The sequence below is a fragment of the Marinomonas sp. ATLA20 genome, assembly GCF_057180105.1.
Genome location: NZ_JBXUKU010000004.1, coordinates 156,317 through 172,703, shown reverse-complemented (window position 1 = coordinate 172,703; position 16,387 = coordinate 156,317). Strand labels below are relative to the sequence as shown.

Below are 16,387 nucleotides of genomic sequence, written 5' to 3'. Positions count from 1 at the left end.
TTATGACAAAGCTCTACCGAGGACCTGTTCTACAAGCAACCAGACCCCCAATGGAATCAAAATACCGCCGAGCAACAACCAGTACCAACGCCTCTCACCGATGAAAAGCATAATCAGAAGCGCAAAAATAGGAGCTACATATTCAAATGCAAAGAGTTTCATCAACCAAGCAGTCGCTACCATCAACGCTAAAAGAACGACTGTGCGTAAAACAACACGACCATTAAAGCCAACATTATCTTTCAGCGTTATCAATTGTATCGACGATGCTCCGACGATAATCCACAACAATATTGTAGGAAGAGTGGCAGGAACAATACGACCGTAAGATACCGTTTCCACCTGTTGAGGCATCACTTGAAACAGAAAAGTGAGGCCAAAGACCAAAATCCCCCCTGTCACGATACGTTCTAAAGACATGTTCCCCCCTTAAAAAGCCGCCGGACTTTATCAAGCACCAGCGGTCATATTTCTTAGTTTTCTGACTTAAACACCGACGCTTTGAGCAATGCTGTAATATCAGTAAGGCCATTTACCAGCTTGTCTTCTGTGCCCTGTGGCCCTAGATTAGTTGGCGTTGTCTGCATAACGTTGCTAATGAGCTTGGTTAAAGCATCTGAGTTGATTGCTTCATCAAGCGCTTTGGCTAAGGCATCCTTAGCCTCTGGCTCTAGCCCTTTAGGCGCGGCCAAGTAGAAGTAAGGTTCAGCGGAATAAGGATAGCCCTGTTCGATGAATGACTTGGTTTCAGGTGAGTAGCCCTGATGAGTCTTCGTCCCAACAGCAAGCATTTTTAGATCACCCGATTCAACGTATTGGATATGCGCACCTGCGCCCCAACCTGCCTGCAATTGACCGCCCAACAAACCTTGAATAATTTCTGCGCCACTCTTATAACTAACCAGTTCAAAACCGGCATCTTCGGTATTATTGATGGCCTGCATCATCAAACGCATCTCTCCACCATCAAAGCCAACCAGTGCGCCATCATGTGTTTTCGAAAACTTAATAAGTTCGCCAATCGTATTATACGGGGCATCGGCTGGTGCCACGACGGCAAGTGGCGCAACCACAACAGTCGCTAAGTAGTCAAAACTGTCTGTCGAGAAAGGAAGCGTATCGCCACGCTCCGCCAGATTAATCAGTGTCGGAATTGTGACCCCCATACCGATTGTGCGGCCATCCGCTTTTTGATAAACCAGAGATGAAAACATGGCAATACCGCCACCGCCTGGCTTATTTTTTACTATGACATTCCAGCCAGTATTTTCTTCCATTTGAGTAGCGATTGCGCGAGCTAGCGTGTCAGTACTACCGCCAGCACCAAAGCCAACTTCTAATGTCACAGGACCATTCGGCGTCCAATCGGCTAAAGCAATTCCTGGTATTGTCATTACCGCAGCGCACGTAGCTACTTTCAAAATATGAGTGAGTTTCATTTTTCTGACCTCTTTAGGTTTTAACGTGAGAGAAACAAGGTTTGAGTGGTTTTGCTTAACATGTAACAGTCACTCCTCAAAAAGATCTTCAGACAATTTTGAGTACTCGTAGCCACTCATGAAAAGCTGTCTTGTGTTGCCACTATTAGGGAAACTTACATTGGAACTCGTTACGGTTTCTTTATTCACTTAGAACCTCCAAGGTATTATTTTTATAATGAAATATAAGGAAGAATCTTAAGAGTAAAACTCTGCTAACCAGCTGAGAAATGAGTCGTACTCACTGGGCATATGCATAAAACTCATAAGCAGCCAGTGGCTTTATGAGTTAGTAAGAAAGGTCAAGATCATGGCTTCTGTGGCCATACAAAACGTTCTATTTAATCAAAACAAAATAGTTAACATGTTAAGCTATTTACTTTAATCCTTTAAGATTTAATAATAGAGACGAGATTAATAAAAAATAACTCACTTTGAGACCTTTACACGACGTCGCGAGCGAAGGTCTCACTTTATTTATTGACCAACACATAGGTGATACTCATGTTAAAGGATATGTCCCTTCTTAAATCTCGCTGCTTAGTTAATGGTGAGTGGGTTGAAGCTGAAGCGAAAACCACACACCCAGTCACCAATCCAGCAACGGGCGAAACCATTGTTGAGATTCCTCACCTTTCTCCTGAAGAAATCCCTGCAGTGATTGAAGCTTCCAAAGTTGCCCAAAAGAAATGGGCCGCTTTACCTGCTAAAGAACGCTCTGCTGTTTTGCGTCGTTGGTTTGAGCTAATGATTGAGAATACAGATGATTTGGCCTTACTAATGACATCGGAACAAGGCAAACCGCTTGCAGAAGCAAAAGGCGAAATTGCTTATGCCGCCTCGTTTATTGAATGGTTCGCTGAAGAAGCCAAACGCATTTATGGCGATACGATTCCAGCGCCACGAGCAGACCAAAGGTTAACCGTTATTCGTCAACCTATCGGTGTTACCGCAGCAATTACGCCTTGGAACTTCCCTGCTGCCATGATCACGCGAAAAGCCGCTCCGGCTTTGGCAGCGGGTTGCTCGATGATTGTTCGTCCTGCAGATCTAACCCCTCTTACGGCGTTAGCATTGGCGGAATTAGCCCAACGTGCCGGTATCCCAGCGGGAGTTTTTCAAGTTGTAACCGGTTCGGCTAGTAAGATTGGCAAAGTTCTGACTGATAGTCATGTAGTGAGCAAGCTGTCTTTCACAGGCTCCACAGAAGTAGGCCGTTTATTAATGGCGCAATGCGCTGACACCATCAAAAAAGTATCTTTGGAACTTGGCGGCAATGCCCCTTTCATCGTCTTTGACGACGCAGATCTTGATAAAGCGGTTGAAGGCGCAATGGCCTCTAAATACCGTAATGCGGGACAAACCTGCGTTTGTGCCAATCGTATTTTGGTTCAACGTGGCGTTTACGACGAGTTTGCTGCCAAACTCACAGAGAAAGTTAAAGCATTAAAAGTGGGTAATGGTGCAGAGGCAGGCACAGACATTGGCCCTATGATCGAAGAAAAAGCCATTTTGAAAGTGGAAGAACACATTAAGGATGCCGTTAGCAAAGGCGCGACCTTAGTGCATGGTGGTGATCGTTTAGGTGGACTATTTATCACACCAGCCATTCTAACGGGCGTAACACCTGAAATGAACGTTGCTCAAGAAGAGACTTTTGGCCCTCTGGCACCACTTTTCCCATTCGATACGGAAGAGGAAGCTATTGCGATGGCGAATGACACTATTTTTGGCCTAGCCGCGTACTTCTTTACCCGTGACCATGCTCGCATGATTCGCGTATCAGAATCGCTAGAATACGGCATGGTTGGTCATAACACCGGCTTAATTTCAAATGAAGTAGCCCCTTTCGGCGGTGTGAAGCAATCAGGACTTGGCCGTGAAGGCTCTAAGTACGGAATCGAAGATTATTTAGAAATGAAATATATCTGTAGTTCCATTGCTTAGTTGTTAAAACATAGCAGCATTAGACCTCAGGCCTTCTCATCGAAGTGCCTGAGGTATCTATAGCGTTATTTTATGATGATATTTGTTAATCAACAGGATGGATTAAATAAAACAATTATACTGATTAAAAGACCCAAATAGTCTTTTATCAAAAGATCTTAGAAACTGAGTATCCGTTTTTAGCAAAAATGCTTTAACCCGATTTTTAAAAGGTACATGCTTTGCATTACCCCATTAAAAAATTCAAATAAAAATTATTCAGGGTGAAAATTATGCTCCAAAATAGTGCTTTTGAAATTCAATCTCAATCTCCTCTTTCATTTAAAGAGACCATTGATATTGAAGAACATGCAGGAAACATGTCGGGATGGAAGGTCCGCTATGACCAAATATCCGCAGGACAATTTGCAGGAAGCATTACAGAGCTCAACTTAGCTGGCATGCAGCTAATCAGAGACAAGTCTAACCAGGCGATAATTAAAAGTGGTGAGTCAGTACCTGACACCATCATGTTTACCCTACCTTTGACCCCCGTCGTTGAAAATCTATACTGCGAGGGACATATCTTCAATCCATCGAATTTACTGGTATCTAACTGGCAAAACCTTCCAGAAATTAAGACGCCAGCAAACCTAGATGTAATTTGCATTAATGCCGAAAAAGATCTTTTACAAAACGCACTTGATCGACAAAATATTATCCTTGATATATCGGATACAGCGCATTGTTATGGGCTAGACAAAATAAGCAATCAGGATGAATTACTGAACCTACTGAAAACAGTGATGACACCAAATAACACTCAGGCGCTGTTAGAACACGAAGCAATTCGAAAAGGAATAAGAGACACCTTACTGCAGAACTTGCTCGAGCTAGTTAATGAAGAGGAAGTCCAATATTTAACCTCTTTAGCACGAAAGCGTATTGTCGATAAAGCAAGAGACTATGTTCTAGCCAATATCAACGACGCCCCTTCGATTGTTGACTTGTGCAATAACGTGGGAGCCAGCCGCAGAAAGCTGCAATATTGTTTTCAGGAAACGCTAGGAATCAATCCCGTCACCTACCTAAGAACCATTCGACTCAATTCCGTGCATCGTGAATTATTAATGCAAGATGGCACCAAACAAGTGCAAAATATTGCGGCAAAATGGGGTTTTTTGCACTTAAGCCGCTTTGCAAATGACTACAAACAACTATTTGGAGAGCTTCCGTCGGACACCCTTAAACGAAATCAATAGTAAGTTTGCCAATTTCGGCTAACACATTTTTTGCACCGCTATGTAGTCTGAAGAGACAAAATAATTACATATAGGGAACAAAAAATGAAAACTCTTAAAAACAAACTACTATTAGCAACCATGGGTGGCGCCACCTTATTCGCAGTACCAAACTTGGCATTAGCAACTGAAAACGGTGCGCCCACAACAGCAATGGGTGTTTATGATTTTGGCGCGGGCTTTATGCCACCAGCAACCGATGTTGGCGCCTTTGGTTTACGTACTGCCTACTATAGCTCTGATTCGAGCAGAAATGCCGCTGGTAATGACAACGGCACTGACTTTTCGCTAGACGTACTCAGCCTTGGTTTAGCTTATATAAAAATGACCAATCACGAAATTTTCGGTGCTAAGTATGGCTTTAGTACAGTTGTACCTTTCTTCAGTATGGACGCATCTCTAAAAGTACCCGTCGCTTCGATCGACCGAAGTGCAGATGTTACAAAACAAGCAGACATACAGGTCACACCATTGATCCTACAGTGGAACTTGTCTCCAAACTTAGCTATGAACGCACAATTCCAGATTCAGGCCCCAACAGGTGATTATGATAAAGATCGTCTGGTTTCTCCTGGCTTAAATCATTGGGCTTTCTCGCCTATTTATAATGTCAGCTACATTTCTGACACCGGTTTTGAAGTGTCTTCCAGCTTTGAGCTCGACATCAATACGAAAAACTCAGACACAGACTATAAAAACGGTATCGAATATCGTCACGAATTTGCTGTTGGACAACACGTCAATGAGTGGACTTTGGGGTTGGGCGGTTACTACTACCGTCAGTTAACGGATGACAAAACTTACTCTGGCTATACTGGTCAAGCAATCGTAGATGGCAATCGTGCAGAAACCTTAGCTGCTGGACCGGCGATAACCTACTTTAAACCTGGATCACCTATGGTTTCTTTCCATGCCTACAAAGAATTTAAAACGTCTAACCGAGCGCAAGGTTACAACCTAGCTTTACGTGTTTCTCAATCATTCTAAGAGGTAATTGTTATGTCTATTGATCAATCATTACCGAGAAAAGCATCAGGAAGTAAGGAAGGTCTTATCCTTGTACTGGGTAGCAGTCTTACTATTATGGGTTCTGTCATGGTTGCTCCCATGATACCCAAAATCGGGGCAGAATTCGGGCCAACCACGCCTGATGCAGCCACCCTAGTACCCTTAGCCATTGCAGGTCCTGCATTAGCAATTGCCATTTGTGCGCCCTTAGCGGGCTGGTTAGCAGATAGAGCTGGTCGTAAGAAATTACTTGTTATAGCCACGTTCCTATACGCACTCTTCGGTTTTGTACCCGCTATTTTAGGCGACTTAAATAGCATTGTAATCTCTCGCCTCCTCTTCGGTTGTGCTGAGGCCGCCATTATGACGTGTTGTACTACGTTAATTGCCGATTATTGGCTTGGTGAAGAGAGGATGAAGTTTGTCAATTTCCAAGTGATAGCCATCGGATTAATTGGCTCCTTGTTTTTTGTTATTGGTGGAGTACTGGGTGAAGAATCGTGGAGAACACCGTTTTATCTCTACCTTCTGCCGTTATTACTCATTCCATTTATGCTCAAAGTACTTTGGGAGCCGAGCAAAGAATCAAGGACGGATGAATCGGAAGCCTTTGCGGGAGTACCAGCATCAGCAGAAAAAATCGCTATGTTTCCACTTATCATCAGCTACTTAATGATACTAGGCGGTATGGTATTGAACTTTGTGATTCCAATTCAAACGCCTACTTTACTGGTTCAAATGGGAGTGACATCCACAACCGAAATAGGTATGTCTGCGGGATTAAGCTTACTTGCAACCCTAATAGGTTCAATCCTTTGGCCTGTATTGCGTCGCCTATTCGGACTTAATCTTTGCAACGCCATACTGTTTGCTTTGGTTGGTACAGGACTATGGCTACTTTCCAATGCAACGACGTACCAACAAGTACTTTTTGCAGTAACGATTCAAGGTATTGGTGCTGGTCTAATGGTACCTAATATCATGGCCGCAACAATGAACATCCTTCCTGCAAAAGTACGCGGTCGTGGTTTGGGGATTTTCACATCCAGTTTGTATCTTGGCCAATTTGTAAGCCCGATCATTGTCAGCATTATTTTATCAACTGGCTCTGATCTTCGAGGCACTATTTACAGCCTCGCTATTGCTGGCTTTGTTGTTGCTGCTTTGTGGGTCATTTCAAGTATTTTCCTAAGCAATAAAGGCTCAAGTCCAGAGTCAGAAAGCTCTTTACCTTAGCTAAAAATCTTAACCGGGCAACACTATGTTGCCCCTTTTCTAAGTGGATATTTTTATGAAAGACATACACAACTTAGTCGACACCCATGATGGAATCGGTCTCGCTGAACTCGTTAAAAAAGGCGAGATCAAGTCCACTGAACTATTAGAGTGTTGTATTGAACGTGCTGAGAAAGTGAATCCTGAGATTAATGCTATTGCAGAAAAACTCTACGACTCTGCTCGAAAAGCAACGCCAAGTGATGGCCTATTTTCAGGTGTACCAACGTTTGTCAAAGACTTGTTTGCACCTGTAGCAGAAGCCCGTATGACAAATGGCTCAAACGCTCTTGGTGAAGCACGTCCAGGCATGGACGATAATCTTGTTAGTCGTCTGCGCAAAACAGGCTGTACTTTTATTGGTACCAGCACAGCACCTGAGTTTGGAGCCTCTTACACGACCGAGTCCACCCGTTTTGGCCCAACCCGTAACCCATGGAATACCGACCACAGCTGTGGCGGATCAAGTGGTGGTTCAGCCGCTCTGGTTGCCGCTCGCGTCGTACCCTTTACTCACGCTAATGACGGCGGTGGTTCTATTCGAGTCCCCTCTTCTTGCTGTGGCCTTTTTGGAATGAAACCAAGCCGTGGCCGTATGCCAAATGGTCCTTTAGTAGGTGAAGGTTGGGGAGGATTCGGTACGGCTCACGCCATCTCTCTTTCGGTGAGAGACAGCGCTGCCTTAATGGATCTTACGGCTGGCATGGATCTCGGTGCGCCCTATGCATCACCTGGTCAATCCATGTCATTTCTCGAGGCAACAAAGACGCCCGTTCGCCCACTGCGTATCGCATTAGTGGAAAGCATGGATCCATGGCCAAGTTCCCCTGAGTCTTTGGCCGCTGTTAGGCATGCCGCAAAACTGTGTGAAAGCCTAGGACATAAGGTGACTCAAACTGTCTTACCTGTCGATTTGTATCAGTTCTTTGATCAGTGTTTCGATATCATCGGTACTAACACCAAAAACTATGTCGAACTTTTGGGAGAGATGCGTGGCAAGCCAGTGTCTCTAGAAGAGTTGCAAGTTCATACACGCATAATGATTCGTGAAAAGGGTGACATAGGTGCGATTCAATACGTAAGAGCCATTGAATCCATGCATGCATTAGGCCGTAATTTCGCTAATTATATGAGTGATTATGATGTCATTTTGACACCGACACTTGCTAAACCACCGGTACTCATTGGCACGCTGGACGTGATGGATGAGAGCAAGTCTGCTGATGATATGATTCAGAATTATCACAGCTATTCGCCCTACACATGTCTTTTCAATGCCACAGGACAACCTGCTATGTCAGTTCCGCTTTATTGGACGGAACATGGCTTACCAATTGGCGCTCATTTCGCAGGACGGTTTGGCGATGAAGAAACCCTTTTCTCTCTTGCCGCCCAACTCGAAGCCGCACAACCTTGGTTTAATAACCGACCAAAATTAAGCGCTTGTTTATAACTGCCCTTTTCTATTCTGATTCACCTCCCTTTAACCCCGAAAGATTCGTTCGGGGTCTTTTTTTATCTAGGCCTTTTTCCATGGGGATAGACTTAATGATGTCTTTAACATATCGATAAAGCCTGATACTCGTGCTGAGCGTTCATTTTTCCCACTGCTCACCAGAGCAACAATATCAGCATCAGGCAACTGATAACTAGAAAGTAATTGTACTAATTCTCCCCGCTTTATTTCTGGCGTTACATCCCACTCCGATCGCATAATAATACCCAATCCTAAAAGAGCCCAGTCTTTAACCACACGCCCTTCATTACTTGCCAAGCTTGGATGAATACGAATCGAGGAATGTTCACCATCAAGGTTTTTGAAGTCCCAAAGTGTAACGTCTTCATTGTTTTCTCGCAGAGCAATACAGGTATGACTTAATAAGTCTTTAGGCGTTTGGGGGACTCCATTTTTCTTCAGATAATCAGGAGAAGCGCAAATAAAACGCTTATTCCGCGCTAATGGAATCATTTTCAAAGATGAGTTTTTCAGCTCTCCAATATAGATAATCACATCCCATTTATGGTGAGCAGACCAATTCGGGTTATCTGATAGCTCTAACTCAATTTCCAATCCAGGGTGGTTTATTTTGTATTTAGCTAATAATTTAGCTACGTAATCATTACCAAAACCCAGTGGCGCGAGTACTCTTAATTTACCTACTACATGCGCTCTCACATCATTAAGCTGTGTTTGTAAATCATCAATCTGCTCTAAAATTAGCTCTCCCTTCTCCACTAGCAACTTAGCCTCATCGGTCAAGCTAACTACTCGAGACGGTCTCTGCACCAAAGGCACAGCTAATTTTTTCTCAATATGCTGAACCCTTAACGTCACTGAGGGAGCACTTACATTCAGCACACGAGCCGCTTCAGCCATAGTTTTACAACGACTAAGTACCAGTAAAAAAGACAAATCTTCCGTTGTTATCATTAAGTTTCAACTTAACTAATCAGTAATTCTAGGTTAATTTACTTTAAACCACTTTCACCAAATACTACAGCCTAATCATCACATAGGGTTGAAACTGACATGAAAGTAAAAACAAAACACGACCTCGATAAAAAAAAGCGAGCGTTGGACACCCCCTTTTTAGCTGTCGATAAAATAAAATTTCTACATAACATTAAGCGACTTAATAGGATCCTAAGCGGCTTCAATACACATCTACGCCCCCACTTTAAAACCATCCGCTCTATAGAGGCATTGCCGTATTTACTAACCGATAAACAGAGCCCTATTACCGTTTCAACGATAAAAGAAGCCCAGTCCTTAGTCGAAACAGGATACACAAATGTGCTTTACGCAGTCGGTATAGTGGAAGACAAACTGGATAGAATTCACGCCCTTAATAAACAAGGCGCTAGCGTGATGGTCATTCTTGATAGCCTAAATCAAGCTCTAAGCATTAATCGCTACTGTGAAAATAACAATTGCTCTATCAATGTTTTAATTGAAATTGATTGTGATGGACATCGAGGAGGTATAGCACCAAATGACCCACAACTGATCACCATTGCAGATACCTTAAACCAAGGGCAAGGAAGGTTTTTTGGCATTCTCACCCATGCTGGCGAGTCCTATCATTGCGTCGATAAAACCAGCCTGCAACAAGCCGCACAAAATGAAGTCGATCAAGCCCGCTTAGCCGCTAAAAAGCTATTAGAACACGACATTAACTGCCAAGTTGTGTCCATTGGCTCAACACCAACCGCACATAATTACACGGAATTAGAAGGCATCACCGAAGTAAGAGCAGGTGTTTATACTTTTTTTGATTTGGTCATGACAGGAATCGGGGTATGCAATATAAATGATATTGCCGCTACGGTTGTCGCAACGGTTATAGGGCACAACAAAGAAAAAGGCTGGCTATTTATTGATGCTGGATGGATGGCACTATCTGCAGACAAAGGTACTGCTGAACAATCTAAAGATTGCGGCTATGGCCTTGTTGCAAACGCTGATGGCCAATTACTAAGTCACATGCAGGTCATCAGCGCTAATCAGGAGCATGGCATTGTTGCCAGTGCGACAGCGCAAGCCATCAATCACGATGACTTCCCAATAGGAACACGGTTACACATTCTACCGAATCACGCTTGTGCAACGACGTCCATGCACACGTCTTATCATGTTTTTGATCATCTAGAAAACACTTACGAAACTTGGAACCGCATACAAGGCTGGTAATATGATCCATCTTAATGAAGCACACACATCCAAACTCATCACACACGAATTGGCCTACGACGCTATTAAAAATGCGTTAACGGCCGTTATTTCAGACAATGCGACACTCTTTCCTGTCGTCAATGCAGGTGGTGCCGCCCCAAATACCGTGTTTTCCCTGAAAGCCGCTTGTACCGATAAGGTTGTCGGTTGGAAAACCGGAAGCTATTGGCCGAACAATGCGTCACTAGGCCGGCCTTGCCATGGCACAACAATTTTCTTGCTTGACCCAGAAACAGGCGCATTAAAAGCCATCATTGAAGCCAGTGCGGTAAACGCTTATCGCACAGCCGCCGCAGATGCCGTCGCCGTTGATTATTTAGCTCGAAAAGACTCAACCACCTTAGCCATTTTTGGAACGGGTCACCAAGCGGAATATGAAGCCATGGCGGTTTGTAATGTGAGATCAATTGACTCTGTGTTCGTCGTTGGTCGCTCTACTGAGAAAACCAATATTTTTGTCGAAAGGTTAAAAGCAAAAGGACTAAATGCCAAAGCCGTCGACGCCCAGTTCGCCTGCATGAGCGCTGACATTATTGTCACTGCAACCACCTCAAGCGAACCCTTATTTCGAGCTGAGTGGGTAAAACCTGGCACCCATATCTCAGCCATGGGAGCGGATAAGAAAGGCAAACAGGAACTTCCTGTCGAACTGTATTCAAACGCCTTATTGTTTTGCGACTTCGCCAAACAATCGGTCGAGATTGGCGAACTTCAACATACTAGCAACAGCAATATAACCAACATTGGGCAAGTGATTAACGCTGCATCCTCTGGACGAACGTCAGCGAATGACATCACGATTTTTGATAGTTCAGGCATCGCGCTTCAAGACCTTTTCATTGCTGAAAAACTGCTCAACATTCACGAGGGGAATTAATGATGAATTTACCGACAATTCAAGATATTTATAAAGCGGCAGAAAGAATTTCTCCATTCGCAAAGGTTACCCCAGTGCTAACCTGTGAGGCTATTAATAAACAACTTAATGGCCACTTTTACTTTAAATGTGAGAATTTTCAGAAGGTGGGTGCATTCAAATTTCGAGGTGCTTGTAATGCTGTTTTTTCTCTCTCTAAAGAAGAGCTAGCCAAAGGCGTTGGCACTCACTCATCAGGCAATCATGCGGCAGCATTGGCGCTCGCGGCCAAATTTGCAGGCACACACGCCCACATAGTTATGCCAAATAATGCCCCTAATGTGAAAAAGCTAGCCGTCGCAGAATATGGCGGCAACATAACCTACTGCGAACCAACCTTAGAAGCGCGTGAAACGACATTACAATCGATTGTCGATGAAATTGGTGTCACTGTCATTCACCCTTATGACAACTTTCACGTTATTGCAGGGCAAGGAACAGCAGCCAAAGAACTACTAGAAAGCCACACTGATTTAGACATCATAATGGCTCCTGTTGGTGGCGGTGGACTTTTATCAGGGACTGCGTTAGCGGCTAAATCAATAAAACCCGATATCAAGGTGATTGCAGTTGAACCTCAAGAAGCCGATGACGCTTATCGCTCTTTCAAAGCGGGGCATATCATCCCTTCAATAAACCCAATAACCATCGCCGATGGCTTACTAACCTCTCTTGGAGAGCGCAACTTTGCATTAATACAAAATAATGTGGATGACATTCTGACAGTCAGTGAAGAATCAATAATACAAGCAATGAGACTGGTGTGGGAACGGATGAAAATCATTATTGAACCCAGCAGTGCCGTGCCGTTAGCTGCTTTTTTAGAGGGGGAAATTCAAGCAAATGGCCGATCTATTGGCATCATTTTAACCGGAGGCAATGTCGACCTAAGCTCTAATTTTTTCGCATAATATAAAAAAATGGGTTGTTTATATAACAACCCATTTTTTCATTATCACAGCCTACACTCTTTTATCTCAGTTAGTCTGGGTGGCTTGATATTTATCGGCCCATGCTAAAAACTGATTAGATTGATTCATCGCACGCTCAATCAAATCACCTGCCAGCTCTTTTGCTGTATCCGTTTCTTGACGACTACGAATCCATCCAAGATAGGTGAAACCACGTAATACCAAGAACAAATCAAGTAACGCGAGTTCATCATCCGGCAAAGCACGCTTAGAACGATAACCTTCAATCGTCGCGGCCTTTATAACCTCATAATGAGGCTCTGTTTGCATAAAATATAATGCCGTTGCTAACTCGAACATATGCCAACTAAATCCAGCATCATCAAAATCAATTGGGCGTATTTTCCCACCCTCTATCATTATGTTATGAGGATCAAAGTCCGCATGTATCAAACCATAGTTGTCTGGCGTTTTTTCAATGCCTTGTAACATCTCAGTGGCTTTTGCTCGTGCTTCTTCTATTTTGGCTTTTTGCTCAGAAGTCAGTAATTCCAACTCCCAAAAACGTCCCCAAAATGGTTCTTCGCCTACCAAACCCTCTAAGTCCCAAGAGTGACGTTTGAAGCCCTCTGGTAAAGTCCAAGTAGAAGATTGATTATGCAACTGAGCGGCAATCTCTCCGATTGTGTGGTACATGACTCGGCTTTCCTCAGCCGTTGGTACAACACCTTCTTCTGCACCAAGAGAGGTACCATCTACCCAACCAAACAGGTCTACATACACATCTTCCCCGGTTTCTGGAATGATCACCTTGGTCATCAATTCTCCTGCGTTCGTCTTAATAACATCAGGCGTCTCAATACCAAAATCAGACAGTGCACTCATCCACTGAAGTTCAGAATACAGTGCCGCATAATCATGATAACCAGGGCGATGAATTCGCAATGCGAAGCGCTCACCTTCTTTAGTTGTTAGTTTGTATACCGCATTTTCACGAAACTTAATCAGGTCTAAAGTAGAGCCTTCTAGCCCCCAATGTGACATTGACGCTTCGGCAGCCGCCGTTAACTGTACTAAACGGGGATCGATTTGATTCGTCATATTTATACCTCTTCAGAAACGGCAGTGAACGCCTTAGCCAGAGCGGCTAGCAGAATGTCTGCGTGCTCAGGTTTAAATGGCATAGGGGGACGGATTTTTAAAACGGAGTCATCAGGCCCGATCGTACTAATCAAGACGCCATGATGACGCATGAAATTGACAATCTGCTTAGCTTGTTTTTTTGCCGGCGTTTTTAATGTTTTGTCTAGAACCAACTCGACACCAAAGAACATGCCTCGACTTCTCACATCGCCGATTAAGTCAAACTCTTGTTGTAACTTAAGTAGACCTTCAGTGACGTATTGCCCTGTCTTGACAGCATTTTCTAATAAATTATCTTCTTCCAGTGCATCCAAAACAGCGTTGCCAACAGCACAGGCAACTGGTGTTCCACCAAACGTGTTAAAATACATAGCGTGTTTGGTGAAAGCATTCACATTGTCTAAGTTAGAAACAACGCCAGCTAATGGAAAACCATTACCCATTGGTTTGCCCATGGTGACAATGTCTGGCACAACGTCATACCACTGATGTGCCCACATATGCTTGCCAGTGCGACCAAAGCCGGCTTGAACTTCATCAAAAATGACATAGCCGCCCGCAGCACGTACCATTTCTGCAGCGTCTTCGAGAAACCCTTCTGGAATATTTAACAAACCTTCATTGGCGAAATCGGGACACACCAACATGCCAGCCACACCAAGTCCCTCTTCTTGGAAGGCTTGAATCGCTTTTTCGATATGCTTAAGGTAAGCGTCTTTGAGTGCTTCTGGTGGTACATCTGGAAGACCACGATAGGTATCTGGAATAGGAAAAGAGCGCACGCGCTTTGTCGCTTTGGCTTCAGGCATAAAGCCTGTACCCAACTCACCAACCGCTTCGGTATTCCCATGATAAGCCGCATCGGTCACAATAATGCCTTGAGAACCCGACATGAATCGCGCCATGCGCAGTGCAAGCTCATTTGCCTCACTGCCTGTACAGGTCAGCATCGCAGCGTTTAGAGGCTCTGCAAACGTAGAGGTCAATCGTTCAAGGTAATTAACAATATTTTCATGCAAATACCGAGTATGAATATTTAACGTACTGGCTTGTTGAGTGATGGCATTAACCACTCTTGAGTTACAATGTCCTACATGAGGCACATTGTTGTAGCAGTCTAAGAATTTGTTATCGTCTGTATCGTACAACCAAACACCTTCGCCACGGGCAAGATGAATCGGCTGCTCATAAAATAATGGCGAGTATTTACCAATCGTGTTGTAGCGTCGCTGTAGTAACAACTCTGTTTGACTTTCCATTGTAGCACCTACAAAAAACCGTAAAATAGAAACAACATTCTAGTACTACTCAATCAACTCGAGTATCAACCAGATGGTTGACACGAACAGGAGTAGAATCAAACCAATGAACTATAATTAAATAATTTGGTGGTAACAGTTTGCAGGGCAACCAATTTCCTAGTTTATTTCAGGCCAAGAGCCTTGAACTGATCAACGACCTTATTCCGGTAAGCGGATCTGTGTTTTTCTTGGTTCAGCCGGACATGAAACACCAAGGCACCTACCTTTCAAATGCCCCTTCTGATATTGAAAAAGCCTATAACTCAACTTATTTTGCGATTGACCCGCTTCACCCAAGCCTCTTCAAGCACTCCAGCGAACGAATTGTCACGCTCAGCGCTCAAATCTCGACTGAACGTTTAATGAATCATCGCTACTATCTTGAATTTATGCAGAAGTACCAACACAGATACGTCTTAGACATGTTTTTCCGTAATTCGCGAAATGAAATTATTGCCGTTATTAGCTTATTAAGGACCCTGTTTCAAAACGACTTTACCCAACAAGAAATTAAGCTAATGCATTCCGTTCATTCTTTCATGGAGTACAGCTTAAACTCGGTTTACCTTCCTAAACGAGATCAAGAGCGTACTGATTTACAAACTCGATATAGCCTAACTGACAGAGAATTAGATGTATTAGAAATGCTTATATCAGGTGCCAGCAATAAAGAGATAGCCAAACACATAGAAATGGGGTTAGCGACCTTGAAAACCCATTTGAACCATATTTTTAAAAAGACTGCCGTTCAATCCAGAACAGAGCTAACAGCCAAAATAATGTCTGAACTGTAAATAAAGGCTGCAAATTTTATAAGCTCCGCTTTCAATGCAAGCAACGCCTTATATAGACGACAGGCACTTGCTTGTTTTTGCCAGTTTGATAAAAAAACCTTTCTCGACACGCCGTAAATAATTAACATTCTGCCTTTGACTTTTTACCACTTAGGAACCTTTGCCATGAGCCAGACAACGATTGAACTACTGCAAACCTATTACGATGCCTTCAATGCTCAAGACATGGATACCTTTTTGTCTTTACTAACCGACGACGTTATTCACGACATAAATCAAGGCGACCGTGAAATAGGCAAAGATACCTTTGCAAGCTTCATGGAACGCATGAACAACAACTACAAAGAAACCATTGTTGATATCGTCGTCATGTCCAATCCTGCAGGCGACCGTGCAGCCGTTGAATTCACTGTATTAGGCGAATACATCGCCACCGACGAAGGCTTACCAGAAGCCAATGGCCAAACCTATAAACTGCCAGCTGGCGCTTTCTTCGACATTCGCGATGGTAAAGTTGCACGTGTCACGAATTACTACAATCTAGAAGACTGGATAGCGCAAGTATCGGCGTAAATACAGTTACTGATTAACAACTGATAAA

Annotated in this window: 15 protein-coding genes; 10 read left to right on the top strand and 5 right to left on the bottom strand. The window is 43.6% G+C overall.

Annotated features, from left to right (window positions below):
- Entirely contained in the window at positions 1-420 is a 420-nt protein-coding gene (locus AC2A4J_RS08845) for a tripartite tricarboxylate transporter TctB family protein (RefSeq protein ID WP_255825713.1), read from the bottom strand.
- 53 nt (positions 421-473) lie between these two features.
- Positions 474-1,439 carry a tripartite tricarboxylate transporter substrate binding protein gene (locus AC2A4J_RS08840; RefSeq protein ID WP_484175714.1) on the bottom strand — a complete coding sequence of 322 codons (966 nt, stop codon included), beginning with the start codon at positions 1,437-1,439 and terminating at the stop codon, positions 474-476.
- Positions 1,440-1,982: 543 nt separating this feature from the next.
- Here AC2A4J_RS08840 and AC2A4J_RS08835 point away from each other — a divergent pair.
- The 5 genes from AC2A4J_RS08835 (at position 1,983) to AC2A4J_RS08815 (ending at position 8,441) form a co-directional block, all read left to right on the top strand.
- Entirely contained in the window at positions 1,983-3,425 is a 1,443-nt protein-coding gene (locus tag AC2A4J_RS08835) for an NAD-dependent succinate-semialdehyde dehydrogenase (RefSeq protein ID WP_255825715.1), read from the top strand.
- A gap of 272 nt (positions 3,426-3,697) precedes the next feature.
- Positions 3,698-4,666, top strand: a complete 969-nt coding sequence (locus AC2A4J_RS08830; RefSeq protein WP_255825716.1) for a helix-turn-helix domain-containing protein — start codon at positions 3,698-3,700, stop codon at positions 4,664-4,666.
- An 84-nt stretch (positions 4,667-4,750) separates the two neighbouring features.
- Positions 4,751-5,692, top strand: a complete 942-nt coding sequence (locus tag AC2A4J_RS08825) for a SphA family protein (RefSeq protein WP_484175713.1) — start codon at positions 4,751-4,753, stop codon at positions 5,690-5,692.
- 12 nt (positions 5,693-5,704) lie between these two features.
- Positions 5,705-6,949 carry an MFS transporter gene (locus AC2A4J_RS08820; RefSeq protein ID WP_484175712.1) on the top strand — a complete coding sequence of 415 codons (1,245 nt, stop codon included), beginning with the start codon at positions 5,705-5,707 and terminating at the stop codon, positions 6,947-6,949.
- 55 nt (positions 6,950-7,004) lie between these two features.
- A complete protein-coding gene (locus AC2A4J_RS08815; protein ID WP_484175711.1) occupies positions 7,005-8,441 on the top strand; it encodes an amidase in 1,437 nt (478 codons plus the stop codon).
- A 66-nt stretch (positions 8,442-8,507) separates the two neighbouring features.
- Here the strand turns inward: AC2A4J_RS08815 and AC2A4J_RS08810 are convergent, their stop codons facing one another.
- On the bottom strand, positions 8,508-9,419 hold the full coding sequence (locus tag AC2A4J_RS08810) for a LysR family transcriptional regulator (protein ID WP_255825722.1): 912 nt from the start codon (positions 9,417-9,419) through the stop codon (positions 8,508-8,510).
- A 99-nt stretch (positions 9,420-9,518) separates the two neighbouring features.
- Here AC2A4J_RS08810 and AC2A4J_RS08805 point away from each other — a divergent pair, with 99 nt between their 5' ends.
- From AC2A4J_RS08805 to AC2A4J_RS08795, 3 genes are read left to right on the top strand one after another with little or no spacing between them, the layout of a single operon-like run.
- Entirely contained in the window at positions 9,519-10,679 is a 1,161-nt protein-coding gene (locus AC2A4J_RS08805) for an alanine racemase (RefSeq protein ID WP_484175710.1), read from the top strand.
- A gap of 1 nt (position 10,680) precedes the next feature.
- Positions 10,681-11,598: an ornithine cyclodeaminase family protein gene (locus AC2A4J_RS08800; protein ID WP_484175709.1), complete on the top strand. Its 918-nt coding sequence runs from the start codon at positions 10,681-10,683 to the stop codon at positions 11,596-11,598.
- Positions 11,598-12,548, top strand: coding sequence for a pyridoxal-phosphate dependent enzyme (locus AC2A4J_RS08795; protein WP_484175708.1), 951 nt, complete (start codon positions 11,598-11,600; stop codon positions 12,546-12,548). The genes AC2A4J_RS08800 and AC2A4J_RS08795 overlap by 1 nt, the downstream gene beginning before the upstream one ends.
- 66 nt (positions 12,549-12,614) lie before the next feature.
- On the opposite strand, the gene AC2A4J_RS08790 is transcribed toward AC2A4J_RS08795, so the two are convergent.
- Positions 12,615-13,649: a phosphotransferase enzyme family protein gene (locus tag AC2A4J_RS08790; protein ID WP_484175707.1), complete on the bottom strand. Its 1,035-nt coding sequence runs from the start codon at positions 13,647-13,649 to the stop codon at positions 12,615-12,617.
- A gap of 2 nt (positions 13,650-13,651) precedes the next feature.
- Positions 13,652-14,950 (bottom strand): aspartate aminotransferase family protein, encoded by a 1,299-nt coding sequence (locus AC2A4J_RS08785; RefSeq protein WP_484175706.1) that lies wholly within the window; start codon positions 14,948-14,950, stop codon positions 13,652-13,654.
- 140 nt (positions 14,951-15,090) lie between these two features.
- Here AC2A4J_RS08785 and AC2A4J_RS08780 point away from each other — a divergent pair, with 140 nt between their 5' ends.
- Both AC2A4J_RS08780 and AC2A4J_RS08775 read left to right on the top strand, forming a co-directional pair.
- The gene (locus AC2A4J_RS08780) at positions 15,091-15,786 is read left to right on the top strand and encodes a helix-turn-helix transcriptional regulator (protein WP_484175705.1); all 696 of its coding nucleotides are present in this window, start codon (positions 15,091-15,093) and stop codon (positions 15,784-15,786) included.
- Positions 15,787-15,951: 165 nt separating this feature from the next.
- Positions 15,952-16,359 carry a ketosteroid isomerase-related protein gene (locus AC2A4J_RS08775; protein WP_255825728.1) on the top strand — a complete coding sequence of 136 codons (408 nt, stop codon included), beginning with the start codon at positions 15,952-15,954 and terminating at the stop codon, positions 16,357-16,359.
- The last annotated feature ends 28 nt before the right edge of the window (positions 16,360-16,387 follow it).